General features: G+C 45.5%; 15 protein-coding genes. 2 read left to right on the forward strand and 13 right to left on the reverse strand.

Going from position 1 to position 19,931, the window contains the following annotated elements; translation table 11 throughout:
• Positions 1–173: 173 nt before the first annotated feature.
• Together AB6E52_RS08685 and rnt are read right to left on the reverse strand one after the other, a co-directional pair.
• Positions 174–1,499: a Na+/H+ antiporter family protein gene (locus AB6E52_RS08685; protein ID WP_029235135.1), complete on the reverse strand. Its 1,326-nt coding sequence runs from the start codon at positions 1,497–1,499 to the stop codon at positions 174–176.
• Positions 1,500–1,564: 65 nt separating this feature from the next.
• Positions 1,565–2,209 (reverse strand): ribonuclease T, encoded by a 645-nt coding sequence (rnt, locus tag AB6E52_RS08690; protein WP_017061178.1) that lies wholly within the window; start codon positions 2,207–2,209, stop codon positions 1,565–1,567.
• 188 nt (positions 2,210–2,397) lie between these two features.
• Here rnt and motY point away from each other — a divergent pair, with 188 nt between their 5' ends.
• Positions 2,398–3,279, forward strand: a complete 882-nt coding sequence (motY, locus tag AB6E52_RS08695) for a flagellar protein MotY (RefSeq protein ID WP_017063457.1) — start codon at positions 2,398–2,400, stop codon at positions 3,277–3,279.
• Positions 3,280–3,374: 95 nt separating this feature from the next.
• Here the strand turns inward: motY and AB6E52_RS08700 are convergent, their stop codons facing one another.
• The gene (locus AB6E52_RS08700) at positions 3,375–3,809 is read right to left on the reverse strand and encodes a DUF2753 domain-containing protein (RefSeq protein ID WP_004734047.1); all 435 of its coding nucleotides are present in this window, start codon (positions 3,807–3,809) and stop codon (positions 3,375–3,377) included.
• Between the two features lie 200 nt (positions 3,810–4,009).
• Positions 4,010–4,426: a lactoylglutathione lyase gene (gene gloA, locus AB6E52_RS08705; protein ID WP_004734046.1), complete on the reverse strand. Its 417-nt coding sequence runs from the start codon at positions 4,424–4,426 to the stop codon at positions 4,010–4,012.
• Between the two features lie 765 nt (positions 4,427–5,191).
• On the opposite strand from gloA, the gene AB6E52_RS08710 reads away from it, so the two are divergent.
• Positions 5,192–7,945, forward strand: a complete 2,754-nt coding sequence (locus AB6E52_RS08710) for a cation-transporting P-type ATPase (RefSeq protein WP_102321073.1) — start codon at positions 5,192–5,194, stop codon at positions 7,943–7,945.
• Positions 7,946–8,125: 180 nt separating this feature from the next.
• On the opposite strand, the gene nth is transcribed toward AB6E52_RS08710, so the two are convergent.
• The 9 genes from nth to AB6E52_RS08755 all read right to left on the reverse strand — a co-directional run bounded on the left by nth (position 8,126) and on the right by AB6E52_RS08755 (position 19,908).
• Positions 8,126–8,761, reverse strand: coding sequence for an endonuclease III (gene nth / locus AB6E52_RS08715; protein WP_017061172.1), 636 nt, complete (start codon positions 8,759–8,761; stop codon positions 8,126–8,128).
• Between the two features lie 161 nt (positions 8,762–8,922).
• Positions 8,923–9,615 carry an electron transport complex subunit E gene (locus AB6E52_RS08720; RefSeq protein WP_012603531.1) on the reverse strand — a complete coding sequence of 231 codons (693 nt, stop codon included), beginning with the start codon at positions 9,613–9,615 and terminating at the stop codon, positions 8,923–8,925.
• On the reverse strand, positions 9,615–10,244 hold the full coding sequence (rsxG, locus tag AB6E52_RS08725; protein ID WP_017061171.1) for an electron transport complex subunit RsxG: 630 nt from the start codon (positions 10,242–10,244) through the stop codon (positions 9,615–9,617). Before rsxG ends, AB6E52_RS08720 begins: the two co-directional genes overlap by 1 nt.
• A 13-nt stretch (positions 10,245–10,257) precedes the next feature.
• Positions 10,258–11,304, reverse strand: a complete 1,047-nt coding sequence (gene rsxD, locus AB6E52_RS08730; protein WP_102321072.1) for an electron transport complex subunit RsxD — start codon at positions 11,302–11,304, stop codon at positions 10,258–10,260.
• Positions 11,304–14,066 carry an electron transport complex subunit RsxC gene (gene rsxC / locus AB6E52_RS08735; RefSeq protein WP_372134413.1) on the reverse strand — a complete coding sequence of 921 codons (2,763 nt, stop codon included), beginning with the start codon at positions 14,064–14,066 and terminating at the stop codon, positions 11,304–11,306. Before rsxC ends, rsxD begins: the two co-directional genes overlap by 1 nt.
• A gap of 7 nt (positions 14,067–14,073) precedes the next feature.
• Positions 14,074–14,667 carry an electron transport complex subunit RsxB gene (gene rsxB / locus AB6E52_RS08740; protein WP_004734040.1) on the reverse strand — a complete coding sequence of 198 codons (594 nt, stop codon included), beginning with the start codon at positions 14,665–14,667 and terminating at the stop codon, positions 14,074–14,076.
• Positions 14,668–14,669: 2 nt separating this feature from the next.
• Positions 14,670–15,248 carry an electron transport complex subunit RsxA gene (gene rsxA / locus AB6E52_RS08745; protein WP_004734039.1) on the reverse strand — a complete coding sequence of 193 codons (579 nt, stop codon included), beginning with the start codon at positions 15,246–15,248 and terminating at the stop codon, positions 14,670–14,672.
• Between the two features lie 269 nt (positions 15,249–15,517).
• Complete coding sequence (locus AB6E52_RS08750) at positions 15,518–16,522, reverse strand: substrate-binding domain-containing protein (RefSeq protein WP_102321137.1); 1,005 nt, start codon at positions 16,520–16,522, stop codon at positions 15,518–15,520.
• A 284-nt stretch (positions 16,523–16,806) separates the two neighbouring features.
• Entirely contained in the window at positions 16,807–19,908 is a 3,102-nt protein-coding gene (locus AB6E52_RS08755; RefSeq protein WP_102321136.1) for a beta-galactosidase, read from the reverse strand.
• Positions 19,909–19,931 lie beyond the last annotated feature (23 nt).

The following is a 19,931-nucleotide window of genomic DNA, read 5'->3' on the forward strand; positions in this document are numbered from 1 at the left end:
TTGTACGGTGGTGTGAGAGGACGGAGGCCGTGAGGCCTCCTCCTACTCGATTGGTGTCGCTAGTTCAATGAGAGTGAGCGGAAGGAAGAGTAGAATGAATCTCAGAGACAAAAAAGACCGCACGAGGCGGTCTTTATAAAAGTGAGTGTAGGGCTCTTTAACTACAAACCTAATTACAGAACCATGGCTGCAATCCAACCGAATACGATCAGTGGGATGTTGTAGTGCAGGAATGTTGGAACTACGGTTTCCCATACGTGCTCGTGTTGACCATCAGCATTTAGACCAGACGTTGGACCTAATGTTGAGTCAGAAGCCGGAGAGCCCGCATCACCAAGTGCAGCAGCTGTACCTACTAGAGCGATTGTTGCCATTGGCGAGAAGCCAAATGCTGCTGCTAATGGAACGTAGATAGTTGCAAGGATTGGAATCGTAGAGAACGAAGAACCAATGCCCATAGTAACCAATAGACCAACAATTAGCATAAGTAGTGCTGCTAGAGGCTTGTTGTCGCCAATGCTTGTTGAAAGTGCTTCAACCAGAGATTCAACGCCACCTGTTTGCTTCATAACTGCCGCGAAACCTGCTGCTGCAATCATGATGAAACCGATCATTGCCATCATGTGAACGCCCTTGGTGAAGACATCTTGTGTCTCTTTCCAAGCAATAACGCCACCGAAGGTAAATACCATGAAACCCGCTAGAGCACCGATGATCATAGAGCCAGTCGATAGTTGAACTGTTAGCGCTGCTACGATACCAGCTGCTGCTACTAGGATGTGCTTCTTGTTGATCTCTTTCACTTCTGTTGAAACAACAGTGTGAGAGGTTTCTTTGTATTGGCGAGGCTTACGGTAAGTAAAGAATACTGCAGTAAGAAGACCGAAGATCATGCCCGCAGCGGGTAACAACATCGCCATTGGCACTTGGCTTGCTACTACGTTTTCAAGACCATTGTCGTGAAGGTTTTTAAGCAGAATGTTGTTTAGGAAGATGCCACCAAAACCAATCGGTAGCACCATGTAAGGTGTAATCAGACCAAAAGTAAGTACACACGCAACTAGACGGCGGTCTAGGTTCATTTTTGCGAATACGCCTAGTAGAGGTGGGATTAAGATTGGGATGAAGGCGATATGTACTGGAATCACGTTTTGCGAAGACATGGTCACTAAGATCAACGACGCAAGCATGCCGTATTTAAGACCAGTCGATGCCGCACTGTTCTCTTTGCCGTGAATGCGTTTGATAACACTTTGAGCAAGGAGATCTGTGATACCAGAACGTGAGATAGCAACAGCGAATGTACCAAGCATAGCGTAGCTAAGTGCAATCGTTGCACCGCCGCCTAATCCACTTTCGAAAGCCGCGACTGCGTCGTTCAAGCTCATACCAGAGGCTACGCCACCGATAATTGCACTGAACGTCAGAGCAACGACTACGTTTACGCGCATCAAAGCTAAAACAAGCATGATGCAAACTGAAATTACAACAGGATTCATATTATTCTCGGGATGTTGTGTTTTTTATGAAGGCAATACGAAAAAACGTTTACCGACTCTATTTTTTATTCTTCGTCAACAAGAGGCCAACCACCAAGGGCTTTCCATTTGTTTACAATGCCGCAAAATAACTCTGTGGTTTTTTGCGTATCATACAAAGCAGAGTGTGCTTCTTTGTTGTCAAATTCCATCCCTGCAGTGCGGCAAGCTTTAGCCAAAACGGTTTGACCGTAGGCAAGACCACTAAGAGCTGCAGTGTCAAAAGTAGCAAATGGATGGAAAGGGACGCGTTTAAGCTTACAGCGCTCACTTGCCGCATTAACGAAGTTCAAATCGAATGTAGCGTTGTGAGCAACCATGATTGCGCGACTGCAATCTGAAGCTTTTTGTTCTTTTCTCACTAGCTTGTAGATTTCTTTAAGGGCTTCTTGTTCCGACACAGCACCACGTAATGGGCTAAATGGGTCTTTAATTCCGTTAAAGTCTAATGCTGCCTGCTCTATATTTGCGCCTTCAAAAGGCTCAATGTGAAAATGAAGCGTTGATGCAGGGTGCAGATCTCCGTTCTCATCCATTTTTAATGTAATGGCACAGATTTCTAATAATGCATCGGTTTCAGCGTTAAACCCTGCGGTTTCCACGTCGATGACCACTGGAAAATAGCCGCGAAAGCGTTTTTTTAGGGTCAGAGCTTCGTTTTCTACAGTCATGTTAGCCCAAATAAGTGTGATTAAGGCTGCATTATTGCAGATAATAGCAGTGATAAAAACTAGGGAAGGGCAATAAATCTTAAATTACCCAACCCATTACGGCTTGATAATTGCATATTTAAACGTGAGAGAAAAATGCGGCAATTGGCTGCATTGTTAAACGAATTGCTTAAGAGATACTCCACTTTATGAAGAAACAACTCATAACAGGTTCAATGCTATTTTCGCTACTTGTGTCGTCATCGGTCATGGCACAAGAAAAGCGTTACGGAGCATCTCCTCAACAGTCGACATGGGAGATGGTAGCCAACACGCCACTTGAATGTCGCTTGGTCCACCCAATTCCAAACTTTGGTGATGCTGAGTTCTCATCTCGCGCGAGTAAAAAAATCATTTTGGACTTTGAGCTTAAAATGCGCCGTCCAATGGGTGCGACGCGCAATGTAAGCTTGATCTCTATGCCGCCACCTTGGCGTCCGGGTGAAAGTGCTGATCGTATGACAACCATTAAGTTCTTCCAGCAATTTGACGGCTATGTCGGCGGTCAAACAGCTTGGGGCATCTTGAGTGAGTTGGAGAAAGGGCGTTATCCGACATTCAGCTACCAAGAGTGGCAGAGCCGAGATCAACGTATCGAAGTGTCGTTGTCGTCGGTGTTGTTCCAAGAAAAATACAATGTGTTCAGTGACTGTGTTGCTAACCTGCTGCCTTACAGCTTTGAAGATATCTCTTTCACTATTTTGCATTACGACCGCAACAGCGACCAGCTGAACAAGTCGTCGCGCAAAAGGCTGAGCCAGATTGCCGATTACGTTCGCTATAACCAAGACATCGACCTTGTGTTGGTGGCAACGTACACCGACTCTGTCGACAGCAAAGGGATTAGCCAAAACCTTTCAGAGCGCAGAGCAGAATCGTTAAGAGAGTACTTCAAATCTCTAGGCCTGCCAGAAGATCGTATCCAAGTGCAAGGCTATGGCAAGCGTCGTCCGATTGCGGACAATAACTCGCCAATTGGTAAAGATAAGAACCGACGTGTTGTGATCTCTTTAGGTCGCACACAGGTTTAAGCTAAACAACAGCTTGTTTTGAAATGACAAAGCCCGTCTAGATGACGGGCTTTTTTATGTTTTAAATTTGGAGTCGTTGTTTTAACGGAACTTGTTTAATTCAAGCGGAAGCGGGCGATCATTTCACAGTTGGTCGCGGTATCGATCTTTTCCACCATAGAGGCAATTTTAGGGTTTGGGTGGCGTTTCATGAAATCGATCAGCGCTTTCTTACAGCAACCAATAGAATCGATAAAGCTTGAACATTGAGTATTAGGGCACTGAGGGATCAGTGTGAGTACCTTTTCAGAAGCCAGTTGAAGATACTTGAGCTCGTATTCAGTGTCGCCAGCCCAACGCCAGAATTGAGCAAGATTGTGGCAAGAAATCACCGAGATCAGTAAGCGTTCATCGGCTTGAATATCGGTGCGTTCTGTAATTTCTTCACTTAAGTTCAAAGCCTGCTGATAATGAAGAATACTTCGTACAGGATCGTCGAGCTGCAATGCAGTATCGGCAAGTAACGTGTGTTTTTCCCATTCGCTAATCATTGTATTACCTCACTAATCAATAGGTGGTTAATTTAAATGATAATCATTATCATGTAAAGTTTCATCAATGAGATTGTTAAGAATAATTGGTAAAGAATATCGATTATGGTGAGAGTGATAAAAAAGAAGCGAGCATAGTGCTCGCTTCGTTTTTCATTTCTTCAGGCGTTCAAACCCAACTTCTCAAAGAGGTTAAGGAATTAACCTTCTAGACCTGCGCTTGCTTGTTTGTTCTGAATCAGCTCAATCATGTAGCCATCAGGATCTTTCACGAACGCAATGTGTGTAGAGCCGCCTTTAACCGGACCCGCTTCTCGCGTTACGTTGCCGCCAGCTGCTTTAATCGCATCACACGTTGTGTAGATGTCATCAACACCGATAGCAACGTGACCAAAAGCAGAGCCAAGATCGTATTCCGTGGTGCCCCAGTTGTAAGTCAGCTCAATCACTGCGCCTTGAGATTCGTCGCCAAAGCCAACGAAAGCCAGTGTGTATTCGTACTCTTTGTTTTCGTTCTTACGTAATAGCTGCATGCCCATTACATTGGTGTAGAACTCGATAGACTTGTCTAGATCACCCACGCGTAGCATGGTGTGTAAAATACGACCGTTTGACATGATTTGCTCCTAGCTTGTTATTGGTTGTTTCTTTTAAAGCACTATATATGAGCAAGCTCATAAGCAACACCAAAGAGATGATGAGTTTGGTCATATTTTCTTATTCTCATCATCTATCTTACTCTCCCCCTCTGCCTTTTTTCTTATTTGTATTACAATAAATTAAAGAGAGACGGCCTTATTAATTTGTCAGTCACTAGCGCTTAATTCGCAGTTTTGCATAAATAGTAAGTTTGAGTGTTGGTCTTTTTTGTAATGGCCAAGAATGGCCTTGGTTGTTGAATTGTGACTTATATCTCCATCTTGTTGCTGATTTCCTTTCGTTTTTACAATTGGCATCTAACTTTCCATTTTATCAATTTATGATTACGCCAACATATCCCTGTTTATAGAAAGGTTATTCCGATGTTTTACTTCGTTATTAAGGAATTTTCGATAAAATACGCCGATAACTAATGATTTTTACGAAAGTGAAAAGGGTGTCTATTTTTTGTGCTTATCTTTTTTAAACAATAGTTTGGGCTTGTATTGTTTGTTTTATGTTTGATGTTTGATGTGGTTGTGTTTTCAAAGTAGTTGTCAAGTGTGTATCAAGTGTATCTTTTGCGATCTTTGCTAAATAGACAATCCTTACTATATAGTTTTTCAAGCGCACCAAATCGACTAAATATTCACTTTTGATTTGTGCGATTTTTCTATCATATAAGAATAAGTATTATTTTATTACATTAGCCTCGGCGTGAGGCATTGATGTGGAGTACTCAAATGACGAGTAAATGGTTTACACAACAAAGTTCAGATGTTTTAAACGAACTGAACGCAGATCAAACGACAGGTTTATCAACTTCTGAAGCGGATGCACGCTTAGAGAAGCACGGCACTAACGAACTGACTGCACAAGAGTCAGCTTCTGCGTGGGAACTGTATATTCATCAATATAAAAACCCACTGATTTTTATTCTAGCTGTTGGTGCAATCGTTTCTTGGTCTACTGGCCACGCGATTGATGCTATTGCTATTGCAGTGATTATCCTTATCAATACTGGTATCGCGTTCTGGCAAGAATTTAAAGCTCAGAAAGGGATGGAAGCGCTAAAAGAAATGGCAGCTCCAGAAGCCGAAGTGATGCGCGATGGTAAATGGATCAGTGTTCCAGCTAAAACCCTCGTTCCTGGTGACATCATCAAAATTAATACTGGCGATATTCTGCCTGCTGATGTTCGTATTCTTGAGTCAAACCGTCTGACGGTAGATGAGGCTGCACTGACCGGTGAATCTGAGCCAGTGAATAAGCAGTCTGAACGCCTTGAAGATGAGACCCTTGGTCTTGGCGATCAGAAAAACATGGGCTTCATGACAACAATCGTGACTACAGGTACAGGCCTTGCTGTGGTAACAAGCACAGGTATGCAAACTGAAGTTGGTCACATCGCTGATATGATGAACCAAACGGAAGAGACGAAAACACCAATGCAAGAGCGTATGGACACCATCGCACTCGCATTATTGGTTGTTGCTCTTGTGGTTGTTGCTATTGTTTGTGCTATCGGTGTTTACCACGGTATGCCATGGTTAGAAATCCTAACAACAGGTATCTCTTTATCGGTTGCCGCTATTCCTGAAGGTTTACCAACGGTGGTTACTATCGTATTAACGATGGGCTCGACTAAGATGGTTAAGAATAATGCTTTGGCTAAACAGCTAGCAGCAATCGAAACGCTTGGTTCTACAACCGTTATCTGTTCAGATAAAACCGGTACGCTAACACAAAACCAAATGCAGGTGATGAAAGCGTACGATGTGTCTGGTCGTTACTGGGATGTGTCAGGTAAAGGTTTTGATCCTAAGGGTGAATTCATTACCAAAGGTCACAATGTCGAAGCGACAAACAGCCCTGCAATGATGAAAGGTCTTGTTGTTGCAACGCTTTGTAACGATGCTGAATATGTAAATGCTGATGGTAAATGGACGGTTCGTGGCAACCCGACAGAAGGTGCACTAATTGTTGCAGCTGCAAAAGCAGGTCTTAAACAAGATGAAATGCTATCAACGGGTGGCTACTCAATCGTTAAGAAGTTCCCGTTCGATTCTGGTCGTAAGATGGCTTCTGTTATCGTTCGTGACCCACAAGGTAAGCACTTCCTAGCATTGAAAGGTGCGCCAGATGTTGTTCTTGGTAAATCAACCAGCTTCATGGTTGACGGTGGTTTCGTACCAACGGTTGGCTGTGAAGTTTCAGGCAACTTGGCTCTCGATACCGCACCGTCTCAAGAGCTTCATTTAAACTTTGAAGCGGCAATCCAAACCTTTGGTGGTGATGCTCTGCGTACACTTGCCGTTGGTTTCCGTGAATTAAAAGAAGAAGAGCTTGAGTTAGATTTCCCTGAGCTTGAAAAAGACGTCAGCATCCTGGGTATCTATGGCATCATGGATCCACCACGCCCAGAAGTACGCGATGCAGTAAATAGCTGTTATAGCGCTGGTGTTCGTACGGTAATGATTACCGGTGACCACGCAGTCACGGCAGCAGCGATTGCTCGTGAAATCGGAATCATCCGTAGCGAAGACGATCTAGTGGTAACGGGTGCTGAGCTTGACCAAATGGATGACGAGAAGCTGTTGTCTATCTGTTCTCAGGTTGCAGTATTTGCCCGTGTTACTCCAGAGCACAAGCTGCGTATCGTAAAAGCGCAGCAAGAGAACAATGAAGTTGCCTCTATGACCGGTGACGGCGTGAACGATGCGCCAGCACTGCGTCGTGCAGACATTGGTGTTGCGATGGGTATTACAGGTACGTCTGTTGCGAAAGACTCAGGTGACCTTATCCTGTTGGATGACAACTTCAGTACTATCGTGAAGGCGGTACGTCAGGGTCGTCAAATTTTCGATAACCTACGTAAGTTTATCCGCCAAGCACTTACAGCGAACGTGGGTGAGGTTTCGGTAATCCTATTTGCATTCCTACTCATGGGACCAGATGTAGTACTTCCGCTAACTCCACTAATGATTTTATGGGTTAACCTCGTTTCTGATGGTCTACCAGCACTCGCACTCGGTGTTGAGCCAGAAGAGAAAGATCTCATGGAGCGTAAGCCAGGCAAACGTGACCAAGGCTTCTTCTCTAATGGTCTAGGCGCTCGTATCCTAACTCGTGGTCTCGCATTAGGTGGTCTAAGCTTTGTGACATTCTCTTACGCACTCGACGGTGGTTACAGTGCTCAATACGCACAAACCGTTGCGTTTTTAACACTGATCTTTGCTCAACTTTGGAGCTTGTTCGATGCACGTACGTTTACAACGATTTATCGTAAGAATCCGTTCACTAACCACTACCTACTTGGTGCGGTGGCAGTATCGGCTATCTTGTCTTTAAGCGTTGTGTACACAAGCTTCGGTCAGTTGGTATTCAGCACAGAAGCGCTAGAGTTTAATCACTTAATATCGTTAATCTTCATTGCAGCAGTACCAACATTTGTTCTATCTGCTATCAAAGAAGTGACTAAAGTGGAGTTTATCTAAGACAGACTTCTTAGCTAAATAATTGAATCCCGCCATAAAAGGCGGGATTTTTTATGCCTGTTGTCTTGGGAACGCAGAATTAGAAGTGAAAACTTATGTAGAGGCGGATTCTAGAGAGTGGCAATAAAAAAGCAGCGCTTTAAGCGCTGCCGTATTGATTAATCGTTGTGAACGGAAAGACTAATCTTCGCTCTTTTCTTTGAATTCACAGAGGTCTTCAATGATACAGCTGCCACAGCGTGGTTTACGTGCGACACAGGTGTAACGTCCATGAAGAATGAGCCAATGGTGGACATCCAGTTTGAATTCTTTTGGGATAACTTTAAGTAGTTTTGCTTCGACATCGTCGACGGTTTTACCCATCGCTAGCTTAGTGCGGTTTGATACACGATAGATGTGAGTATCAACGGCAATGGTTGGCCAACCGAATGCGGTATTTAACACTACGTTTGCTGTTTTACGACCGACACCTGGAAGGGCTTCTAATGCAGCGCGATCTTCCGGTACTTCACCATTATGTAGGTCAAGCAGCATACGACACGTTTTGATGGTGTTTTCTGCTTTTGAGTTAAATAGGCCGATGGTCTTGATATACTCTTTTAAGCCATCAACACCTAGGTCGAAAATTGCTTGCGGAGTGTTGGCTAAAGGGTACAGCTTATCCGTCGCCTTGTTCACGCTGACATCGGTTGCTTGTGCAGACAATAGAACGGCAATCAGCAGCTCGAATGGGCTGTTCCAGTTAAGCTCAGTCTCTGGCTTTGGATTGTTTTCTCTTAAACGCTCAAGTATTTCTACTCGTTTTACATTGTTCATAGCGACATTACTTTCAAATAGTTAGGGCATGAAGCTTGGATTGCTTCTGCTTTATCATCGGTTACGCGCTCTTATGAGCGTCATTATTATGTGTACTTGGTCAACCTATTTACCTGATGAGCGGTTGAGCTACTCAGCAGGGTTTAAGCTACCGTAACTTATTAGGCATTGGTAACGCGAGCGCGTTCAATGACTGGTTTTTCTTGTTTTGGTTGTCTAGATTTTGCTTGGTTATCGATGATATTTTTCAAAGCAATTAAGAAACCAACACCAATGAAGGCACCCGGTGGAAGCAGGGCTAACAAGAAGCTGTTATCAAATTGGAATATCTGGATTCGTAACACCGAAGCCCAGTCACCAAGCAGCAGGTCTGCGCCATCAAATAGGGTCCCGTTACCAATAATCTCACGCATCGCACCTAACACGACCAATACTGATGTCATGCCTAGACCCATCCAGAAACCATCTTGAGCCGCTGGTAGCACTTCATTTTTTGAAGCGAAGGCTTCCGCACGACCAATGATGATGCAGTTGGTTACGATCAGCGGGATGAAGATACCCAAAGAGAGGTAAAGCCCATAGGCGTAAGCGTTCATCAGCAATTGAACACAGGTTACTAGCGAGGCAATGATCATTACGAATACTGGGATACGTACTTCTTTTGGCACATGATTACGAACCAAAGAAACAGAAACGTTTGAGCCGACCAGTACAAGCAAGGTAGCAATGCCTAGCCCAAGTGCGTTAGTGACTGTTGACGATACAGCCAGCAGCGGACATAACCCAAGAAGTTGCACTAGGGCAGGGTTATTGGCCCACATGCCATTTTTGATCAATGTTTTATGGTCACTCATTATTCACCACCACAATTTAGAGGTTGAGCAAGCAATGCTTGGTTGTTTTGGTTAACGTACTGGACCGCTTGTTTGACTGACTTCACGACTGCTCTTGGCGTGATAGTAGCGCCAGTAAACTGGTCAAAATCACCACCGTCTTTACGAACCTTCCAACGGTCTAGATTAGAATCCGTCACTTGCTTACCTGCAAACGAAAGAATCCAATCACTCACACGCAGATCAATCTTATCACCCAAGCCCGGAGTCTCTTGGTGAGAAAGCACGCGAGTACCTAAAATAGTACCGTCAGTTTTCATTCCAACAATGACTTTAATCGCGCCATTGTAGCCGTCTGGTGCAATCGCTTCGATCGCAATCGCGCTTGGCTCACCATTAAGCTTAGCAATGTAAGCCGGCATCGCTTGCTCAGTACCAAGCTCTTCTGCTTGAACCAAAGTACAAGACGAAAACAGCTCGTTGTCGTGCTGATCGTGTGGGATCACTTGGTTAAGAACAGACAGTAACTGAGCCTGTTCTTGTTGTTTGATCTGATCTTTGGTCAGGTAGTGAGTTACCGCGACCAAACCCGTCGAAGCACACGCAAAAATCGCGAGTACAAGGCCGTTTTTCTTAATTGCATTTAGCATGGTATCCGCTCCCTTAGTGACCGTATGTGCGAGGTTTGGTGTAGTAGTCAATCAGTGGAACACACATGTTGGCTAACAATACAGCAAACGCCACGCCATCAGGGAAACCACCCCAACTGCGGATGATAAAGACTAAACCGCCGATCAGAGCGCCAAACACTAAGCGACCTTTGACTGTCGTGGATGCTGAAACTGGGTCGGTTGCAATAAAGAATGCACCAAGCATAGTCGCGCCAGACAGAAGGTGAATGGTTGGAGAAGCGGTTTCACCAGGAGTGAGCACTAAGAACACTAAGCTAAACAGAGTAAGACTGCCGATGAAAGCCACAGGGATATACCATTGAATAACACGTTGCTTAATCAGCACTAAACCGCCGATTAGGTAAGCAAGGTTTACCCACTCCCAGCCTACGCCAGCTAACCAACTAAATTGAGGTTGAGATAGTGCTTCTGAGGCAGTATTGCCTGCCGTTAATGCCGTTTTGAATGCATCAAGCGGCGTCGCCATTGTGGTGCCATCAATCCCTAAACGAGCTTGTTGTAGAGATAAGCCTTCATTATTGAAGCCAGTAAAGATCATCAAGAATGAGTCCACAAAACTGGTTGCTTCAGCGGTTAAGCTAGCTGGAGCATTCCAACTGGTCATCTGAACTGGGAACGAGATCAGCAAAACAACGTAAGCGACCATCGCTGGGTTAAATGGGTTTTGCCCAAGTCCGCCGTATAGGTGTTTCGCGATGACAATTGCGAAGAACATACCTATCACTAGAATCCACCACGGAGAGTGTGGAGGAATCGCGACACTCAGTAGCCAAGCGGTGACAACAGCACTGTAGTCACGTAGCGCCATCACTGGCGGGCGCTTTCTTAGCAGCATGATTGCTGCTTCAAAGGTAATCGCAAGTGCGATAGCAAATACTAACTGGATGAGCGTACCCCATCCGAAGAAGTAGGTTTGAGCTAGTAGACCTGGCAATGCACAAATAGCGACCCATTTCATCAGATCTGGGGTGCTTCTACGACTGTGTGCGTGCGGTGAGCTGGCGATAAAGAAGGCCACTACTCTTTCTCCTCATTATTCTTTTTATCTAGCTCTTGCTGTGCTTTTCTTGCTTTAGCACGAGCAATCGCGGCAGCAACAGCTGCTTTTTTAGGATCGACTGGTTCTTGTTGAGTTTCAGCTTCAACTTCAATCACTGGCTCAGGAGTTTCTGCTGTTTCGTCTTGCTTAGCCTGCTGTGCTTTCTTGGCTTTAGCACGAGCAATCGCGGCGGCAACTGCAGCTTTCTTAGGATCGACTGACTCTTGTTGAGTTTCAGCTTCCACTTCAACCACTGGCTCAGGAGTTTCTGCCGTTTCGTCTTGCTTAGCTTGTTGAGCTTTCTTCGCTTTAGCACGAGCAATCGCAGCAGCGACGGCAGCTTTCTTAGGGTCGACTTGCTCCGATTGAGTCTCGGTTTCAACTTCAACCACTGGTTCAGATGTTTCTGCTTGCTTCGCTTGCTGGGCTTTTTTGGCTTTAGCACGAGCGATAGCGGCAGTAACAGCATCTTTCTTGGCATCGCCGGATTTTTCAGCAGGAGCTTCAGCAGCAGATTCAGCTTGTTGAGCTTTCTTGGCTTTAGCACGAGCAATGGCCGCAGCGACAGCATCTTTCTTAGCATCGCCAGAGCTTTCAACAGGAGCATCCGAAGCAGATTCCGCTTGCTGTGCTTTCTTCGCTTTAGCGCGAGCAATCGCAGCAGCAACGGCGTCTTTCTTTGTATCGCCTGAGCTTTCAGCTGGAGCGTCGGAAGCAGATTCCGCTTGCTGTGCTTTCTTCGCTTTAGCGCGAGCAATCGCAGCAGCAACGGCGTCTTTCTTTGTATCGCCTGAGCTTTCAGCTGGAGCGTCGGAAGTAGATTCAGCTTGTTGAACTTTCTTGGCTTTAGCACGTGCAATGGCCGCAGCGACAGCATCTTTCTTAGCATCGCCAGAGCTTTCTGCCGGAGCCTCAGAAGCTGATTCAGCTTGTTGAGCTTTCTTCGCTTTAGCGCGAGCAATCGCAGCAGCAACGGCGTCTTTCTTCGTATCGCCTGAGCTTTCTGCAGGAGTATCCGTTGCTGCTTGTTGTGCCTTGCGCTCTCTCGCTTGACGCTTGCGCTCTTCACGCAGTTTAGACATTTCAGAGTTGTCTGGTTCAGCGCCTTCCGCTTTTTGAGCTGCAGCTTGTTTCGCTTTTGCCTTCGCAATAGCGGCAGCAACCGCAGGTTTCACTGCTGGTTCTTCATTCGGAGCCTGATCCGCAGCGGCTTTTTGTGCTTTAACACGAGCAATCGCAGCAGCAATAGCATCATCTCCGCCGGATGTTTTCATATCTTTACGGCGGTTATCTGCGGCTTTTTTAAAGCGGTTTTCACGTTCGGCTTTATCACGCTCCATACGAGCGTTCTTCTCTTCAAAACGAATCTTGGCGCGTTCTGCAGCAGCGGCTTCATCTTTTCGAGTTTTGATTTCAGCTTTTGCTTGGCGATAGTACTGAACAAGAGGGATTTCGCTTGGGCAGACAAATGCACATGCACCACATTCAATACAGTCTTTAATATTTAGCTCTTCACACTTATCCAACTCGTTGGCTTTGGCGTGCCATTGCAGTTGTTGAGGAAGTAGAGACGCAGGGCAAGCTTCAGCACATGCGCTGCAACGGATACATTCCATCTCGTAAGTGCTTGGTGAGATCTCACGACGCGTTGGCGCCAAAATACAGTTCGACGTTTTGGTGATTGGCACATTGGCATGCGGCAAGGTAAAGCCCATCATCGGGCCGCCCAAAATTAAACGCGGCAGTTTTTTATCTGCTTTGTAGCCAAACTCTTCAAGTAACTCATGTACTGGTGTGCCTAATAGCGCCCAAACGTTACGAGGTTGCTTAAAGGTTTTACCGGTTAATGTCACAACGCGGTTAACCACAGGTTCGCCGTCAATTACCGCTCGCTTAATCGAGTAAAGAGAGCCGACGTTCTGAACCAAAACACCAATGTCTGCAGGAATGCCGCCAGCTGGAACCTCTTTGTTGGTGAGGATCTTGATAAGTTGCTTCTCACCACCAGAAGGGTATTTGGTTGGGATAACGCGAATGACGATATCTTTGTCTTTCGCTGCAATCTCAAGTGCTTTTATCGCATCTGGTTTGTTGTCTTCAATGCCGATAACCGTCAGCTTTGGTTGAAGAATGTGTTCAACCACTTCGATGCCGTTTAATACTTCGTCGGCATGTTCTTGAAGCAACTTGTCATCAGAGGTGATGTAAGGTTCACATTCCGCAGCGTTGACGATCAAAATGTCGGTACGACCTAAGCCTGATTGAAGCTTCTTAGCCGTAGGGAAACCTGCGCCGCCCATGCCTGAAATACCAGCTTGGCGAATCACATCAAGCAGTTCGTCAGAAGTCTTTGTCGAAAAATCTTCAACTGGATTTTTTTCAATCCAAGTGTCTAGGCCATCAGGTTTAATAACCACGCATATTTCGCTCAAGCCTGAAGGGTGAGCGGTAGTTCGCGGTTCGATAGCGGTAATCACACCCGATGTTGGTGCGTGTACTGGCAAAGTAAAACCTGTGTCTAAGGCCGTAAGTTGCTGACCTTTTAACACAGTGTCGCCAGCAGCAACCAATAGGTTCCCCGGCTTACCGATGTGCTGTTTCACAGGAAGAACGATTTCTTCTGGAAGCCTTGCATGGACGATATCAGTAGTATTCGACTGTTTCTTGTTTTCAGCAGGGTGCACGCCACCAGGGAAGTTCCAAATAGAGCCCGTGCGAATTTGTTCAATTAAAGAGATCATACTAACCCTATGCTTTAGGCTCTGACGCAGTCGCATCAGTCGCTTGGTTAGTGATATCAGTAACAGGGATGATGTTCATCTGCCATTTCCAATTTTCAGTCGTTGTTGCCACTGGAATCATTTCAATACAGTCAGTAGGGCACGGTGCGACACATAGATCACAACCTGTACATTCATCTTTAATTACTGTGTGCAGTGCCTTGGTGCCACCAACAATGGCGTCAACAGGGCAGGCTTGAATACACTTGGTACAGCCGATACACATATCTTCGTGAATGAAGGCAACGGTTTTTACTTTGTTATCTAAGTCATGAGCGGAGTCTTCAACTTCTACGCCCATTAAATCTGCTAGCTTCTCAATGGTTGCTTGGCCGCCCGGAGGACATTTGTTGATCTTGTCTCCGTTAGCGATCGCCTCTGCGTATGGGCGACAGCCAGGGTAGCCACACTGGCCACATTGAGTTTGCGGTAAAATGGTGTCGATTTGATCGACGATAGGATCAGCTTCAACTTTAAAACGGATAGAAGCAAAGCCCAAAATAGCGCCAAAAACAGCGGCTAAAACGGCTAGCGCAATGATCGCAATTAAAATGGTACTCATGCTTATTTCACCAACCCAGTAAAGCCCATAAATGCCAGAGACATTAGGCCAGCTGTGATCATCGCAATCGATGCGCCTTTAAATGGCATTGGAACATCAGCAACCGCAATACGTTCACGCATCGCAGCAAATAGGATCAATACAAGAGAGAAACCAACCGCTGCGCCGAAACCATAGATGATCGACTGAATGAAGTTGTGGTTTTCATTGATGTTCAGAAGTGCCACACCTAATACCGCACAGTTGGTGGTGATAAGAGGTAGGAAGATACCCAGCAGGCGATAAAGAGTCGGGCTGGTTTTGTGAACCACCATTTCCGTAAATTGAACAACCACCGCGATAACCAAGATGAAACTCATGGTACGCAGATATTCAATACCCAGAGGGGTAAGGATGTAGGTTTCTACTAGGTATGCAGAGACTGACGCTAACGTTAGAACGAAAGTCGTCGCGAGGCCCATGCCAATCGCAGTCTCCAGTTTCTTGGAGACTCCCATGAAAGGACATAGCCCTAAAAACTTCACTAGCACAAAGTTATTGACCAGCACTGTGCCAACCAACAACAAAAGGTATTCGGTCATAATGGATTAATTCTTGAGATTCCGATCCCGATATTATCCTGCTTTGCTTACCTAATAACAACCAAGGATCACTAGGGATTTAGACACTTGGTGAAAAAATCAACGGGTAACCGTTTGATTAAGATGGATCAGGTTAAGTATAGGTGGGTATTTGCGGGGAATGAAAAATAAGATTAACTCAATGATAACTCATCGAATCAATCCTATTTTCTTTGTTGTAAAAAGTGTCGAGGAACGAAATGACTTAGTCTTTATGAACCTGAGCTTTCTCAATTAATGTTTCGAACAGAGGCTCTGCGCACCAAAATTGGCATAAATAGCTTATGTTCCGTGTGTTCTTTTGGCTCGTCACTTGTGAGTTGCAGAGATAGCTTAACCGCTTGATTAGCCATGACTTGAATTGGGTAACGAATGGTGGTCAATCGAGGGTAGATGAAGCGAGCAATGTGGCCGTCATCAAACCCAATAACTGATATATCTTCTGGAATACGAACGCCATTTTCTTGTAATAACGCCAAACAGCCTGCTGCCATGTAGTCGTTATACGTTGCAATGGCTGTGATATCTGTGTTTTTTGCCATTAAGTTAACCATGGCTTGCTCACCGCCTAGCTCGTCAGGTTCACCATATTCGATGTACTCATCGTTCGATTCAATACCGTGATCTTTTAATGCATCCAAATAGCCGCCTAAGCGGTCGTGAGCATCTTCAATATCGTGACTCGAGCAGATGTAGCCAATGTGTTTGTGGCCGTTTTTAATCAAATACTCAGTCGCGATGTAAGAGCCGCGGCGGTTGTCGAGAGCAATACAGCGGTTTTCGATATCGGGAACAATGCGATTGATCAGCACCAAGCCGGGCACTTCATTCGCTAGCTTAACCAATTCTTCGTCGCTAATGCCTTTGCTATGAACCACAAGTGATTCGCAGCGGCTGTTGATCAGCAAGTTAATCGCATTGCGCTCTTTGGTTGCGTCATGATACCCACTGCCAATCAGTAACTGTTTTTCTTGCTCACTTGCCACGGTATCAATAGCTTTGATCATCGAGCCGAAGAACGGGGCAGAAACATCATTAACCAGTACACCAATCGCGTTTGAAGATTTGCTGACCAATGCACGGGCGTTGGCATTTGGGCGATAACCGAGTTTTTCCATAGCGGCTTTTACCGCCGCAATTGCGGTTTCACTGGTGTGAGGTGCATTGTTGATTACTCGAGAGGTGGTCGCGATTGATACGCCTGCTTCCTTCGCAACATCTTTAATGGTAGCCATTCCGCTCTCTTATTCTGAATATAATGCTGTGTGCTGGTGGTTGGACATTTAACAACGGATAGTTAGCCAATTCAAATACTAAACATCAAATATGACGAGGTTTGATGGTTTATTTTTGGTTGGCTGATTAGTTTGAAAATAAAAAGCCAAGCTCTAGATTTGAGCTTGGCTTTTGAGTCACATTGGCGTGTGAGCTGTTGTCGCGTGAAGTAAGGTAATCACAGGTAACCCAAAGTAATAGGGAACCAAGTGGCTTTAGAGCAAACCACTTGGCCCGAATCTACTTACGATGCGCTTGTTAGCGTAACCTGATAACGATATTGATTGTCGGTGAGTTGAAACTCTTGGTGAACACTTGGACTCCAAGAATCATCACCACCAACGCCCATATGTTGGTTATCTACGCGTACATAGATTTTCTCTTCACGAGTCAGGTCATTGGTATGCTTAGCATCCGTTAATTGTTGCTGGCTGTACTGACTCACACTGAATGAAAAATCGCCTTCGATCCCGATATTTCCAACATTCAAGTTTTTGGTTCCGCAACGTAAACCGCTATCGGTTGGGAATATATACGGCGTGTGCATCTGATCCAGTGTCTGACTGTGTAAACCGAATCGAGCAGCAGCCAAACGGTCTGGATAGTTTTCAAAAGGACCTAATCCCTGCCACGAAACCGGAGTTTCATTGGCTGTTTCGATGGGTAAAGGCAGCTCCATTTCAAGGCCAATGCGCGGCATCGGTGGTAAGTGATCGGCTAAAGTGACATCAACCGCGATATTCATTTCACCTAAGTTATTTAAGGTGTATTGCCATTTTGTAATCGCTTGGATTTGGCCATTAAATTGGTAGGCGAATACTGACGTCACTTGTACTGAGTCTGCGAGTGCTTGCACGACACAACTTGTACACTGACGTTCCCATTGACCAATGCCTGCAAGTTCCCAGCGACAAGCCCATGCATTTGGGTCGATGTTGTCTATCTCACTGATACCAATATCGTTATCAAGTGGCGCGCGATAGAAGTTATCGACAGGTGCCTTGATAACTTGCGGTTGCCCATCAACGATCCAGTGGGTCAACAATCCACTCTCTGTATCCCATTGCCATTGATGTGTTTCATCTAGGCTAGACACGACGACTTTATTGTCTTGCTGATGTAACTGGGGAGCCAAAGCATTTGCCGTGATCGGGAGTTGCAAGCCAGCATGGTTACGTAAAGCAAATTGCTCCGTCGCACAAACATGGCCTTCTTCTGCCCACTTGGTTGAATGAGTCAGAGTAATATCGGTGTTGAGATGATATTCGGCTTGTGCTTTTGGTGTGAAAGCGAGGTCAATTACCAGCTCTTGTTTACTATCTTCAGCAACGGATAAGACTTGTTGCCCTGATTGAATCACGATGCCATTTTCGAGCAATTGCCAGCGTAAGATTTCATTGTCAGTCGCTCGGAACAGGTTTTCATTGGTTACCGTTAGGCGGCATTGATCTTCAGTTTGCTCTGCTAACGTCACATTGATCATTCTCTGGCAGTATTTCGCCTCTTCCAAGGTCGGGTGTACGCTGCGATCTGGGAAGATCAAACCGTTGATGCAGAACTGACGGTCGTTGATGACATCGCCAAAGTCTCCACCGTAGGCCCAGAAGTGTTCACCGTTTTCATCCCATTGGCTTAGTCCTTGGTCAACCCAATCCCAGATGAAACCGCCTTGTAGGCGAGGATATTCTCGGAATGCATCCCAGTAATCATTAAAGCTACCCAAACTGTTACCCATTGCGTGTGCGTATTCACAAAGAATAAGCGGGCGTTGCTCGTTAGGCAGAGAAACCCATTTCTTGATAGACCATTTTGGAACGGCATCGTCTTCGATAGTGCTGTTAACGCGTGCGTACATTGGCGCAATGATATCGGTCGCTGTGGTATTTGAACCACCGCCTTCATACTGTACCGGGCGAGAAGGGTCGTACTGTTTCGACCAAGCATACATCGCATTGTGGCTGCTGCCGTGCCCTGACTCGTTGCCCAAAGACCAGATGATGATAGAAGGGTGGTTCTTATCACGCATGACCATTTGCGTATAGCGACTCATATAAGCGTGTGCCCATTGCGGATCCGCAGACAAGCGATTCATAGGCTGCATGCCATGGGTCTCGATGTTCGCTTCATCACACACATATAAACCGTATTCGTCACACAGCTCGTACCATCGTGGGTGGTTAGGGTAGTGAGCGGTGCGCACAGCATTGAAGTTGTACTGCTTCATTAGACAGATATCGCGGATCATGTCTTCTTCTGTCATCACATGCCCCAACTCTGGGTGATGCTCATGACGGTTGACGCCGCGAATCAATAGCGGTTTGCCGTTTAGCTTTAGCTGACCGTCTGTCATTTCGACTTTACGGAATCCAACTTGATAAGCTTCACTTTCTATGTGGTTACCTTGCCTATCAAGCAATGACACGACAATTCGGTAAAGGTTAGGAACTTCTGCGCTCCATTTCTTCGGATCTCGAACATGAAGAGTTTGGAATACCACATCATCGTAGGTGCCACGCTCGTCAATTCGTCGATTATGAGGGCGATCGATAAGCGGTTCAGTCACCGCGTTTTCACCGTCAAACAGTTGAACCTGAACTTTGTAAGTGTCTGGTGCCGTAATTTTGGTGACAATAGACAGTGAACCATCGCGATAGCATGCGTCTAAGTCCGGCGTAACGAACACATCTTCAATGCACTGCTTTGGTTTAGCTAGTAAGGTCACATCACGGAAAATACCGCTTAGCCACCACATATCTTGGTCTTCTAAATAGCTACCATCACACCAACGTATCACCATGACAGAAAGCGTATTGTCGCCAACAGTTAGATACTGAGTTAAGTCGAACTCGGCAGGTAAGCGGCTATCTTGGCTGTAACCAACCCAATTGCCATTACACCAAAGATGAAAAGCGGAATTGACGCCATCAAAGATAATACGTTGGGTGTTCTTTAGGTCATTTTTAGTCAACGTAATTTGAGTGCGGTAACAACCGGTTGGGTTTTCTGCCGGTACAAACGGTGGGTTCACTTCAAATGGGTATTTTACGTTGGCGTAGATAGGTTTATCGTAGCCTTGCATTTGCCAGTTCGATGGTACGGTAATCTCGTCCCATTGTGAGTCATTGAAACTTGTTTCGATAAATTCACCGTCAACTTGTTCAGGTGCATCAAAGTATTTGAACTTCCATTGTCCATTAAGAGATTTACGTTGTGACTCAATGCCGTCTCGAGCGTGCTTAAGGTTGCGGTAGCTTGATAATGGGCTGTGCGCATTAAGGCAGTGGATATTCACAGACTGTGGGTTTTCCCAATCGCGTCTTTGGATGATGTTTGAAAATGCCTTCATGGTATTCCTACTCTTAAAGTGTT

Origin of the sequence: Vibrio sp. 10N.247.311.13 (assembly GCF_041467595.1) — a bacterium.
Classification (GTDB): domain Bacteria; phylum Pseudomonadota; class Gammaproteobacteria; order Enterobacterales; family Vibrionaceae; genus Vibrio; species Vibrio crassostreae_C.